Raw genomic sequence first — 11,971 nt, 5'->3', positions numbered from 1 at the left:
TTCGGTATGGACTATACCGAACCCGCCCCGGCGAAGTACACCCCCTCTCCCCTCCTCGCTGGGGACGTACACTGAACTCTCAGGATGCGGTTCGAGCTCATCACCATCTTTCCCGGCTTCTTCGCCGGCCCCCTCGACTACGGCGTGGTCTCCCGGGCCATCCGCAAAGGCGTGGTCTCTGCCAACACCCACGACCTGCGCGCCTTTACGCATGACCGCCATCGCACCGTGGACGACCGCCCCTTCGGCGGCGGCGAAGGCATGGTGCTGAAAGCTCAGCCCATCTTCGAGTGCGCCGAGTCGATCGGCATCACCCCTTTGGACGAACGCGACCTCGCACGTGAGTCCGTCATTCTGCTGGCCGCCGGCGGGAAGCCGTTTAGCCAGACCATCGCGCATGAGCTATCGAAGCTGGAACGCATCACCATGATCTGCGGACGCTACGAGGGCGTGGACGAGCGCGTCAACACACTTCTATGCGACCGCGAGCTCTCCGTCGGAGATTACGTTCTCTCAGGCGGCGAGCTGGGTGCAGCCATCATCCTGGACGCGGTCACTCGCCTGCTGCCCGGCGTTCTGGGCAACGCCGACTCCGCCCGCTTCGAGTCCTTCGGCCACAGCGATGAGGAGATCGAACACACCCTCGAAAGCCCGCAAGCCACCCACGGCAGCGGAGGCCTTCTGGACTACCCGCACTTCACCCGGCCCGCGGAGTTCCTCGGCCATACTATCCCGGAAGTCCTGGCCAACGGCGATCATGCCCAGGTACGCAAGTGGAGACGGCAACAACAGCTTCTGAAGACCGCCCGCAACCGCCCCGACCTGTTGGCCAAGGCCGACCTCTCCGATGAAGACCGCGCCTTTCTGGCCGGGCTGTAGAACACCCATTCCCCTATTACCCGGGTGCCCCGCCCTCACGAAGTTAGGGTGGGCAAGGAGCCACACCTCCCGAACAAGCAATACACTCGTTGCCCCATTCTTCGCGGCTTCACCGCGAAGGGTGGGGTATCGAGCGAAGCGAGACCGCTTTTGTCTTTTCATCATTGCTCCGGGCGGAGCAAGACATCTATCTCTCCATCAGTTAGCTAAACAGGTCGCGCACAGCGCGATACCCCACCCTTTCGCTACGCGAAAGAATGGGGCAACGGATGCATGGGCAAGCGATACATCTTATCTCACCCTTGCTGCTAGGTTCGCTTCGCGAGCTTCGCTGACAATCCCATCATCACGACAGCCAAACACAGATAGATCACCGACGTCGCGCTGATACACGCTGACAATCCAAAGCGCTGCGCTGCAGCGGCGATTAGAACAGGCGCAAATCCTCCACCAAGCCATCCCAGGCTATTCATCACACCGGCTGCCACACCACGCTTCTCCACCGGCACCACGTCATACAGCGACGCCCAGATATTCGCGTCGTAGATGCCTTTGAAAAACCCAAAGCCGGTCATGCTGACGATCAGTCCCAGCACCGTGATCGACCATCCGGTAAGAAACAGAAACGGCACACCGCACAGCAGGCCAATCGCCTGCGTCAACTGACGTCCGCCTGATCGCTTTGCAGCAAAGCGATCGGCAAGCCAGCCGCCCAGCAACACACCCAGCACCGAGGCAGCCTGCAGATATGCCGTCGAGCTGAAGCCGGCATTGGTCAGGCTCATATGGAACTTTTCCAGCAGGAAGGTCGGCAGCCACGTCAGAAAGACCACGGCAACAAAGTTCGCTCCCATGAAGACCGCAATCATCAGCATGATGTGGCCGTTGCGCAGCACCTCACGCACTCCCCGGGCGAAATGCAGCAGCGGATTCTCCTGTGGCTCATCGCCCGCAACCCGAGGCGGTTGCCGCAAACAGCAGAGCAGCACCACCGCCAGCGCCACGCCCAGCACACCAAAGATGGTGAAGCTCGAGCGCCAGCCGTGGCGCTCAGCGATGAAGGCCGACATTGCTCCACCGGCAATCGTGCCTGCGTACACGCTCGACTGGTGCAGCGCCATCGCTCGCGACCGGGTAGCCGCACCGTGATACGCGCCGATCAGCGCCATGGCGGCGGGAAAGTAAAAGGCCTCGCCTAACCCGCCCAGCGTGCGAAAGAAGACCAGGACGCCATACGTATGGCTCAGCGCGGTCCCCGCAGTCACCACCGACCAGAAGGCTAATGAGCCGACAATCACCTTGCGCGGAGAGACACGGTCGCTGGCCCATCCGGCCAACGGTCCGGCGAGCGCATACATCCACATAAAGCTTGAGCCCACAATGCCGAGCTGAATCGGCGTAAGCGCAAGCTCCTTACGCAACAACGGAAAGACCGAGAAGATGGCCTGCCGGTCCGCGTAGTTGAACAGGCAGACAAACCACAGCATGCCCACCAGCAGCCATGGATAGGCCTTGCCCGTGACCGCCTCGATCTTCGTCACTATGCCTTTACACCACAGAGATGGACGTTTAATCCGAGCTCGGCAAACGCCGCAGCCTTTACTGCGAGCGCATAGTCAGCTCCAGCAGCGTCGTTCGCATAGGCAATGCTGATGTGGTTGGCCCGATGCCGCGCCATGAAGCTATCTCGGGTAACGCCGTGCAGGACGGTATTCACAATAGGCCATTGATAGGTGGTCTCGCGCCAGCGGCGCTCCGTCTCTTCAGACGGCAGTGTGACAACCGTGCCGCGGCCCAGGTCCACGTGCAGCGCTCCACCCTCGACAAAGACGCGGCTCCACACAATCTCTCCCGGCTTGCCCACACCTTTCAACGACCCTCCCCCGAGGGGGAAGTACATCGCCGGCTGCCGCTCGCTGACAGAACCTGCGTAGCCGCCCACGAAGTGGCTCGYCGGAGCAGCGCCCGAGATCTGCAACACCCACACGAACTGCTTCTCCCCGTCGACCTCAAGCTCTTCGCCCCAGCGCACATCGTGCAGCGTCGTCGAAGGATCAAGCCCAAGCTTCACCCAGCAGCGGTTAGTCACCAGGGCATCCACACCGGCGCCCTCGTCTACCTCGTTGAAGTGCGGCAGGGCCTTGCCCGCGAAGAGCTCCACACCGTTCTCATCCAAGACCGGGGGGCGATCGGGATTATTCAACAAACCTTCCACCAGATCCGAAGCCGGAGTCGTGTCTTTCAGTCCCTGCTGATACTGAATGCCGATGGCGTCGCAGCCGAACTCCGCCGCCATGCGTACGGCGGCGATATACATCTTCGCCTGCAGCAGAATCTGGCGGTCGGTCAGCTCCGTCGCCTCATCTTTGCCTGTAACGAAGCGCAGGCCGCGTGCATCCAGCCACGCACGCACCGCCGCGGCCTCCTCATCGCTGACCGTGGTCATACGCGCGGCAAGCGCGCTCTGGCTCAGCCGCTCCTTGAAGAACCCGCAGGGATTCAGCAGCTCGTCATCGATGATGGCGTTGTACATGCCCATGCAGCCTTCATCGAAGATACCGAAGATCGCCTTGCGATCGCGCAGAGCCGTAGCCACCTCGCGGCCCACCGCCTTTGCCGTCTCCGGAAGCCTGTCCATCTTCAGCGGCTGTACATGCGAAAGATCATGCGTAACCGTCCCCGTCTCCAGCCACTGCTTCAAGCCATTCAGGAAGAAGGCATCGTCAAAGCCGCGGCTCCACAGTGTGGAGAACTTCACACCCGCTTTGATCAGAGATCCATTCAGATTCAACAGACCCACCAGACCGGGCCACTGTCCGGACCAATTGGCGATAGTCAATATTGGTCCCTTGTGAAAGCGCATGCCCGGCAGCACATGATGCGTGTACTGCCACGCTGCAGTGGCAAAGATTAGCGGCACATCCTTCGGGATAGTGGCAAAGACATCCATGCCCATCCGCTGGCTGGAGAGAAAGCCATGTCCTGCTTTTTCATCCACAGGAAAGGCGCGCCGCATCATTACCCCCATAGCAGCGAGCACTGAGGTCAGCTTCTCCTCCAGCTCCTTCTGCGCCGGCCAGCACGCCTGGTTGGCCGACAGCCGCAGATCGCCGCTAGTTATCAGAACAACTTCCTTCACCATCGCCATTACTCCTGAACCATCATGGCCGCGCGGTTCTCCGCAAACCACGCCAGCATCTCCTGCATCTGTTGTTTGCGCTCATCGCTGAGAGCAAAGGGGAAGGTCGCCTGCGCCAGGCCGCGTGCTTCTCCGAAGACCTTCAGCCCCCACGGCGTCGGCATCCGGTCAAGCTGCTGGATGAACATATGCAGCCTGCCGTTGAGCGCATCCAGGTCCACGCCGCGCGTCTCCTCCACACCGGAGGAAAAGAGAGCTGTGATCAGCTCCGGCAACACGCACGATACGCCAGAGACCACTCCATCGGCCACCTTGCTCTTCAAGGCCGGCGCCAGAGCACCGTCGTTGCCGATAATGCGGCATGCATTCGACGCGCGCTTGCTCAGCAGCGAGACCGTATCCAGAGAACCACTTGAGTCCTTGATGCCGATGATGTTGCTGCACTGCTCGATGAGCGCCAGCGACACCTCCGGCTGCAGACCGGAGGTGAACTGCGGCAGGTTGTAGAGCAGTATCGGTGTCTCCACGTTCTCGGCTACCTCGCGGCAGAAGGCAGTCAGGTCTCCCTGGCTGTAGGGAAAGAAGTACGGCATGGGCAGCAGCAAAGCCTTCGCACCGGCTTCACGGGCAATCTTTCCCAAGCGAATGGCGTCAGAGCTTCCAGCGGCCCCCACACCAGCAAGAAAGCTTCCCCGGCCCGCGACGGTACCGGCCACGATCTCCATCAGCTCCGAGAACTCCGCCTCGGTCACCAGCGGAAACTCGCCGGTCGCGCCATTGATGGCAAAACCCTTGACGCCTTTGCCTAGAAGAAACTCGATCCATCCTCGAAGCTGCCCTGCGTCAATCTTCCCTGCTGCATCGCGCGGCGTAAGCACCGCCGCATAGACCCCGGTCACCAGTTTTGCCATGTGGGCATGATAGAGGTAATGTCAACTATTTGTCGACAAATAGAGAGAAAACAGATCGCTGTCCTTCTTCTCTACCCGGGTGCCCCACCCTCGGGGTCCCCAACAAACTTTGTTCGTTGGGGTGAACCGTCGCAACGCTAGGGTGGGCGGGGAGGCCACAGAGTTCTAACAACCCATAAACCGGCTTCCTATGTCCCGTTTCTGGGACGTGGGGTATCGCGCTACGCGCGACCGTTCTATTTCTCCGTTGTGAGTCCGGTAGAGAAGCAGATTTCTCCGCGACCTTTGGTCGCTACGAAATGACAAACAAAAAGACGGTTCGAGCTTCGCTCGAATACCCAGGTCCCCAAGGGACCTGGGACACCCAGTGGATGGGCTCACCCTCCCAAACTCGCCAGGTGCTGTTCCCGCTCCCAGTAGTCGAACTCTTCCAGCCTCTCCTGGGCGCTCGCCTGGATATGCTGCGACAGCAAACTGCGCGCCGCTTCCGGCTCGCCATCGATCACGGCCTGCAGAATCTCTTTGTGGTGACGGTGAATCCGCTCCAGTTCTTCCCGGCGATGGCCGCTGCGCTGAATCCCGAAGATGCGGATCATCAGCCGCGTCTCATTCACGACCTTCAATAGGCGTTCATTGGCCGCCAGCCGCAGCAGCAGCGTATGGAAACCCAGATCGCTGACGGCAAACCGGCGCATCTGGTCCTCATCCAGCTCTTTCTGACCGGAAGACTTCAGCTCTTTCAGCAGCGCCTGCGTCTCGTCCAACAGCTCTTTCAGACGGGCAACGTCGGTCGGGCGAACCCCGTTCTGCGCCGCACGGCCTACGGCGAAGACCTCAAGTGCTTCACGCAACTCATACAGCTCCGTAATCCCTTGCCGCGTCAGCCGCGTGACCACAATGCCGCCGCCAGGACTCAGCTCCAGCATGCCCTCCGCCAGTAGTTGTCCGGCAGCCTCACGGACAGGCGTGCGGCTGCTGCCGAGCTCCTTGGCCAGAGCAACCTCTGAGATCAACTCACCCGCCTTCAACTGACCGTTACCAATCTTCTTCTGGATGAGCAGGTAAGCCTTCCGGCGTACCGAGTCTTTCTTTCCCTTTTGTTGGTGATGCGTGGTGGACCGTCTCGGCATGCAACCAGTCTAGGGCGTCTCTGGCTCTCAGCGATAGCCAAGAATTATCGATCCAAAGGCGAGGTAAATGTCTACGCCTCGCCCATACCGCACGATTCAACCATTCAACAATTCAACCATTCAACCGCGTCCCTACTTCACTACCGGCAATTCCACCGCGCTCCCTGCATAGATCCGCTGCGTTGCCCTCACATAGTCCTCAGGCTTCGCCCAGAAGATATTGGGCACAAACTTCTGCGGATTGCGGTCATACAGCGGGAACCAACTCGACTGCACCTGCACCATAAGGCGGTGACCCGGCAGGAAGACATGATTCGCCGTCGGCAGCTCCCAGCGATACTCAAGCGGTTTGTTCGCCTCAATCGGCTTGGCGGTGGCGAAGCTCTCGCGATAGCGGCCGCGGAAGATATCCATCGAGACCGCAAGCTGATATCCACCCAGCTCCGGCTGATCTGCCACCTCATCCGGATACACATCGATCAGCTTCACCACCCAGTCGGAATCCGTACCCGATGTCGAAGCCAACAGCTTCACCAGCGGCTGGCCGCTGATCTTCAATGGCTCGGTCAGGGGCTGACTGACGTAGCTCAGTACATCCGGCCTGCCCGAGGCCTCACGCTGATCGTCCACCAGCCAGTTCACCCAGGTCAGCGGCGGCGTATATCCAATGGGCTGATTGGGACGTGCACGGAACGGCACTGGCTTCGCCGGATCGGAGACGTACTCCTCAAACTCACCTGTCTTATTCGCCGGCGTATTCCAGGTCGCTGCCAGTCCTTTGCCGAGAAACAGATCTTTCTTTTCGATCGAGCAGGTGCCTTCGCATCCCACCGGCCAACTCTTCAGCTTGCGCCACTCATTGGTGCCGGTCTCAAAGGCGGTTACTGGCGCTACGTCCATCGCCGGAGCGTTGTCTTTCAGATAGTGATCGAGGAACGGCAGCAGCACCTTGCGCATGAAGTAGGTGCCGGTCGCGCTGCCCCAGCGGATCGCGGCCATGTTGCTGGACTCCTCAATCTCTTGTCCGTGATGCCAGGGCCCCATCACCAGGAAGAGCTTGCCCTTGTTCGCGGGCTGCGCCGATAGGGCCTTGTACACCGCAATGCCGCCATAGATATCTTCCTGGTCCCACAGGCTGTGCACCACCATCATGGGAACCGCCAGCGGCTCCTTCGCCAGCAGTTTGTCGACAGCCTGCTGTTGCCACCACTCGTCATACGCCGGATGCGCCAGGATATTCCGCCAGAAGCCGACCTGCTCTGCTCCATGACGCTTGCCCATCTCTCCGGCCGAGCCTGCCTTCATCCAGAAGTCGTACTCATCGAAAGCGTCGGACCACCACTTGTAATCGTTCGAGCGCGAGCCTTCCTGCTCGTAGATGTAAGGCAGGTTCTGCTGACGGAAAGCTCCATTGTGGAACCAGTCATCGCCCATCCACCCATCCACCATCGGGTTCATCGGCACCGTCACCTTCAATGCCGGATGCGGATGATAGGCCGCCATCAGCGGCTCGAAGCCGTCATAGCTGATGCCCAGAGTGCCCACACGTCCGTTGCACTCCGGGATGTTCTTCACCAGCCAGTCAATCGTGTCGTAAGTATCGGTCGAGTCGTCCACCGGCGTGGGATTCAGCGGACCATGTACCGGGCGATTCATCACATAGTCGCCCTCGGAGCCGTACTTGCCGCGAATGTCCTGCACGACTCGGATATATCCGCCGCCCACAATCGTATCGACAGCGTTGTCATACCCATACAGAGCAGCACCGAGATGCGCGCTGGCGCGGTTCGCCGTCAGGATATTGGCGCTGTACGGCGTGCGCGTCATCAGGATGGGAGCCTTCTTCGCTGTGGTCGCCGTTTTCGGCACCAGGATGACCGTATGCAGCTTCACGCCGTCGCGCATCGGAATCATCACCTCGCGGCGGGCATAGTCGAAGCCGGTCTCGGTCGGCTTCAGCGTTGCCGGAGTCTCACTGGGATACTCGGGGTACTTCGGCGTCTCCTGCGCGGCGCAGGACGCCACCATCGCGGCCAGAACGAGGACGTGCAGTCTCAAGGGATTCCTCCGATATGTGTCGACTGCAACCACCATATCGCGAGGCTTCACGAGAGCCTACGAATTTTTCAGGGATTAGCGATGACGAGCTGCCGCAGCAGGCTCTCCACCAGATCTTCCGTGCCTTCACATACACCCGTCCGCACCGGACCGGTCTGGAGAATGGTACTGCGCGGCGAAGTAAGCCAATGGAAGCGAGCCTTCAGTTCCATCTTCGCCAGTGGACCCGCAGACTCGTCACCGGCGGCAATCTTCTCGACTGCTTCCAGGTGCAACCGGATGGCGCCGAGATCGGCCTGCGGCCACAAGGCCTTCAGGCGCTCTTCATCCAGCATCGTCTTCGCCGCGAGATATCGCTTCTCCAGGCAAAGCACGATCACACCGGCGTTAATGAACTCCTCGCGCTCTACCCGGGGAACAATGCGGATGACGGCGTAATCAAACGAGGCGCGCACGCGTTGCCTCCTCTTCGAAGCGATCGGCATGCTCAAGCCGCCTCATCAGGAACTCCACATACGCGGCACGCTTGGCCTCAGAAGTATCAGCACCCTCTTCCGGCTCTAACCACGCATCCGGCGCCAGAGCGAGAATACGCTCAAACTCACTGCGATTGAGCCGGGCACGCGCTGTCTTTCCAGCGGCCCTGATATCGGCCGCCCACGACAACAACACATGATCGCGAATAGCGCTGAAGGGGCTCGCTGCCTTCTCCATCATCGACGCCCAGTCATGCTGCACATAGAGCGCCGCTCCATGATCGATGAACCACAGATTGCCGCCCCAGCACAGCAGGTTCGGATTTCGCGGCGTGCGGTCGACATTCATCACAAAAGCATCGAGCCACACCGCCATTGACGCAATCTCAGCCGTCGCGCAATCGCCTGCGGCAACCTCGAACATCGTCGAGCCAGGAAGGTAGTCCATGCCCAGGTTGCGGCCAGTGGAGGCCTTCAGCAGATCACGGATCTCCTCATCGGGATAGTTGCGCCCCAGGGCCGCATCGATCTCGACAAAGACCAGCTCCGGCACACGCAGGCCGACCGTTCGTGCAATCTCTCCAGCAACGATCTCCGCCAGCAGCGCCTTCACGCCCTGCCCCGCACCACGGAACTTGACGACATACATACCGTCGTCATCCGCCTCCACAATCGCAGGCAGACTTCCGCCCTCGCGTAGCGGTACGGCATAGCGGGTAGCGAGCACTTCACGCAACGGCATGTCTAGATCAACTTCTCTTTCTTAGGTTGCATGAGCGTCTTGACCAACACGAGCAATGTGTTATCGATAGCGGTGGAATCGCGAGAAACCCACGATACATTCGGTTTCAGGAGCACCAGATTCGTTCCCTGCGCCTCGAACTGCATGCTTACCGCGTATTCCCTTACTGAAATCGTATTCTCGACGCATGTAGTAACTAAATAACGCTGCTCGTGAGCCTGGAATAGTTGGTTATAGAACGGGCCTTCAGCCCTTGGTTTTGTTATTGCCCTGAGACCTGGGGCGTTGCCCCAGGCTGGTATAGAGCGCGCCCTTCAGCGCTCTAGTTATTGCGACCACTGGCTTTGTCATCCTGAGCAGCGCGAAGGACCCGCTTCTCTACCGACACATCCTACCCGGGTGCCCCACCCTCACAACGTTAGGGTGGGTCGGGAATACCCAAAATTCCGAACAAAACACAAACCAAATTTATCGACACATCCCTATACCTTGCTGAAGAGCTCGTCGCGGGGATCCTCGGGATTCAGCTTGGCGAGCTCGCGCAGAATCTCCTTCGAGCGCTCATCCTGCACCTTCGGCACCGCGATCTTGACCTCGACGATCTGGTCACCGCGACTGCCCTCGTGTGTAGCCGACGGCACACCCTTCTCTCGCAGGCGCAGCTTCTGCCCCGTCTGCGTGCCCGGCGGAATCTTCAGATGCGCCCGGCCATCGATCGTGGGCACCTCAACCTTCGCTCCCAGTGCAGCTTCAGAGACGGTGACTGGAACGGTGACATAGACGTCATCGGCCACTCGCGAAAAGACCGGGTGCTCACCGACCTTGATGATCAGATACAGATCGCCCGCAGGTCCGCCATGCAGCCCGGCGTTGCCCTTGGCTGCCAGACGGATGCGCTGTCCGTCACGCGTGCCGGCCTTGATGCGAAACTCCACCGGCTCACGCTTCAGCACGACGCCCTGCCCATGGCAGGTGACGCAATCGTTCTGCACCTTCCCCGTCCCCCCGCAACGCGGGCACTGCAGGTTGAACTTCATGCGGCCACCCATCTGCGTGACCTGGCCGCTGCCGTGGCACTCCGGGCAGGTCATGCTGCCGCCCGTGGTGGAGCGCCCATGACACGTCGGGCAGACCTCCTGCCGCTGGATCTCAAGCCGCGTCGTTCCACCGCGAATGGCGGTCCAGAAATCGACCGTCACCTGGTACTCGATATCCGTGCCGGGCTGCGGCCCCTCGTCCTGGTCGCGGCCACCGTTGAAGATGCCGCCGAAGATATCGCGGAAGCTACCCCAACCGCTCGATTCACTCTCCTGCGGTTGCTGCTGACGCCCACCGCCGCCAGTGAAACCGGAGAAGTCAAAACCGCCAAAGTCGAATGGAACGCCCTGACCACCGGCGCCACGTGCGCCGGCTCCGCCGCGGGCATACGCTTCGGCGGCGGCAGGATCGATATTGTCGGAGTAGAAGCCGAGTTGGTCGTAGACCTTGCGCTTCTTCGCGTCGGAGAGGATATCGTTCGCCTCCGAAATCTCCTTGAACTTCTCTTCGGCCTTCTTATCCCCGGGATTCACGTCGGGGTGATACTTACGCGCAAGCTTACGGAAGGCCTTGCGGATCTCATCCGCCGTCGCCGTCTTCTTCACGCCAAGTGCGCCGTAGTAATCCTTCTGCTGCGTCGTTGCCATAATCTGTTTCCCTTAAACTTACTCCGCCTGGCACGTCGGGCACCAATACAAACTGCGCCCAGCCATCTCCTGCCGCTGCACCTTCGTACCGCACACCCAGCATGGCTTGCCGTGCCGCCGGTAGACGTAGTGCACCTCCGGTTTCAACGGCTTCCCTTCACTGTGTGGACGATCCTTCGGCAGGGTCGTCACAATCCTTCTGTCCACCATACCCGCCTTAAGCAGCGGAATGGAATCGTTCCACATGGCCTCAACTGTTGTCTTTGGCACATCTTTGCCGGCAAGAAAGGGCGACAACCGCGCCCGGTACAACAGCTCCGCGCGATAGATATTTCCGATGCCCGAAAGTACCGACTGGTCCATCAGAAGCGCCGCGATCGGCGTCTTCGACCGCGCAATCTTCGCGAATGCCGGCTCGGGATCGTCGCCATTCAACGCATCAGGGCCTAACCTGGCCAGCAACTTCTTCCACTGCTCACGGTCATAGAGCGAGCAGTCGGAAGGCCCTCGCAGCTCGATCCAGTCCACATCCGCAGGCTCCAGAGAGGTAGACCCATCATCTTCCGAGTACCATCCATGCCGCGTTGTACTCGCCTCTCCGTTGTCATCCTGAGCGGAGCGCAGCGAAGCCGAAGGACCCGCTTTCTTTGCAGACCGTCTGGATAACCTCACCCGCAATGCGCCCTTCACCGGCGGCAACTCACCGACACCTTCCGTCCAGTCACCATAACGGCCAAGATGGACATGCAGAATCGCATCCGGCCCAAACTCATAGCCGAGATGCTTGCCCACTGCGTGAATCTTTTTCAACGTCTTACCATCGATGGCGTCAGCGTACGCAAAGCGTCCGCCGGGAGCTTCAACATGAAGCTTCTTCCCGACGAACGCTTTGCTGTGCCTCTCCGCCCAACGATGAATCTCATTTCCTTCAGGCATGAATCTCCGCTTTAT

General features: G+C 60.1%; 10 protein-coding genes. 1 reads left to right on the top strand and 9 read right to left on the bottom strand.

The genetic code is table 11. The features are described 5' to 3' along the window. The first annotated feature begins 84 nt into the window (after positions 1 to 84). Positions 85 to 879 carry a tRNA (guanosine(37)-N1)-methyltransferase TrmD gene (trmD, locus tag AB4Y89_RS16080; protein ID WP_442301956.1) on the top strand — a complete coding sequence of 265 codons (795 nt, stop codon included), beginning with the start codon at positions 85 to 87 and terminating at the stop codon, positions 877 to 879. Between the two features lie 308 nt (positions 880 to 1,187). Here trmD and AB4Y89_RS16075 read toward each other — a convergent pair whose 3' ends face one another. The 9 genes from AB4Y89_RS16075 to AB4Y89_RS16035 all read right to left on the bottom strand — a co-directional run bounded on the left by AB4Y89_RS16075 (position 1,188) and on the right by AB4Y89_RS16035 (position 11,956). Further along, on the bottom strand, positions 1,188 to 2,420 hold the full coding sequence (locus tag AB4Y89_RS16075; protein WP_442301955.1) for an MFS transporter: 1,233 nt from the start codon (positions 2,418 to 2,420) through the stop codon (positions 1,188 to 1,190). Beyond that, the gene (locus AB4Y89_RS16070) at positions 2,420 to 4,021 is read right to left on the bottom strand and encodes a fucose isomerase (RefSeq protein WP_442301954.1); all 1,602 of its coding nucleotides are present in this window, start codon (positions 4,019 to 4,021) and stop codon (positions 2,420 to 2,422) included. Before AB4Y89_RS16070 ends, AB4Y89_RS16075 begins: the two co-directional genes overlap by 1 nt. A gap of 5 nt (positions 4,022 to 4,026) precedes the next feature. Then, on the bottom strand, positions 4,027 to 4,929 hold the full coding sequence (locus AB4Y89_RS16065) for a dihydrodipicolinate synthase family protein (protein WP_442301953.1): 903 nt from the start codon (positions 4,927 to 4,929) through the stop codon (positions 4,027 to 4,029). A gap of 377 nt (positions 4,930 to 5,306) precedes the next feature. Continuing rightward, a complete protein-coding gene (locus AB4Y89_RS16060) occupies positions 5,307 to 6,059 on the bottom strand; it encodes a GntR family transcriptional regulator (RefSeq protein ID WP_442301952.1) in 753 nt (250 codons plus the stop codon). Between the two features lie 132 nt (positions 6,060 to 6,191). Next, complete coding sequence (locus tag AB4Y89_RS16055; RefSeq protein WP_442301951.1) at positions 6,192 to 8,117, bottom strand: CocE/NonD family hydrolase; 1,926 nt, start codon at positions 8,115 to 8,117, stop codon at positions 6,192 to 6,194. 68 nt (positions 8,118 to 8,185) lie between these two features. Next, complete coding sequence (locus AB4Y89_RS16050) at positions 8,186 to 8,572, bottom strand: DUF3037 domain-containing protein (RefSeq protein WP_246153480.1); 387 nt, start codon at positions 8,570 to 8,572, stop codon at positions 8,186 to 8,188. After that, positions 8,556 to 9,335 carry a HipA family kinase gene (locus tag AB4Y89_RS16045; RefSeq protein WP_442301950.1) on the bottom strand — a complete coding sequence of 260 codons (780 nt, stop codon included), beginning with the start codon at positions 9,333 to 9,335 and terminating at the stop codon, positions 8,556 to 8,558. Before AB4Y89_RS16045 ends, AB4Y89_RS16050 begins: the two co-directional genes overlap by 17 nt. Before the next feature lie 482 nt (positions 9,336 to 9,817). Beyond that, positions 9,818 to 11,020, bottom strand: coding sequence for a DnaJ C-terminal domain-containing protein (locus AB4Y89_RS16040; RefSeq protein WP_442301949.1), 1,203 nt, complete (start codon positions 11,018 to 11,020; stop codon positions 9,818 to 9,820). Between the two features lie 18 nt (positions 11,021 to 11,038). After that, entirely contained in the window at positions 11,039 to 11,956 is a 918-nt protein-coding gene (locus AB4Y89_RS16035; protein WP_442301948.1) for an Fpg/Nei family DNA glycosylase, read from the bottom strand. Between the last annotated feature and the right edge of the window lie 15 nt (positions 11,957 to 11,971).

Origin of the sequence: Terriglobus sp. 2YAB30_2 (assembly GCF_052114765.1) — a bacterium.
Lineage (GTDB): Bacteria > Acidobacteriota > Terriglobia > Terriglobales > Acidobacteriaceae > Terriglobus.
This window is presented reverse-complemented; position numbering and strand designations above follow the sequence as displayed.

Coding starts and splice junctions, on each gene's coding strand:
- AB4Y89_RS16045 (WP_442301950.1), bottom strand. CDS start 9,335: ATGCCGTTGCGTGAAGTGCTCGCTACCCGCTATGCCGTACCGCTACGC.
- trmD (WP_442301956.1), top strand. CDS start 85: ATGCGGTTCGAGCTCATCACCATCTTTCCCGGCTTCTTCGCCGGCCCC.
- AB4Y89_RS16065 (WP_442301953.1), bottom strand. CDS start 4,929: ATGGCAAAACTGGTGACCGGGGTCTATGCGGCGGTGCTTACGCCGCGC.
- AB4Y89_RS16060 (WP_442301952.1), bottom strand. CDS start 6,059: ATGCCGAGACGGTCCACCACGCATCACCAACAAAAGGGAAAGAAAGAC.
- AB4Y89_RS16035 (WP_442301948.1), bottom strand. CDS start 11,956: ATGCCTGAAGGAAATGAGATTCATCGTTGGGCGGAGAGGCACAGCAAA.
- AB4Y89_RS16040 (WP_442301949.1), bottom strand. CDS start 11,020: ATGGCAACGACGCAGCAGAAGGATTACTACGGCGCACTTGGCGTGAAG.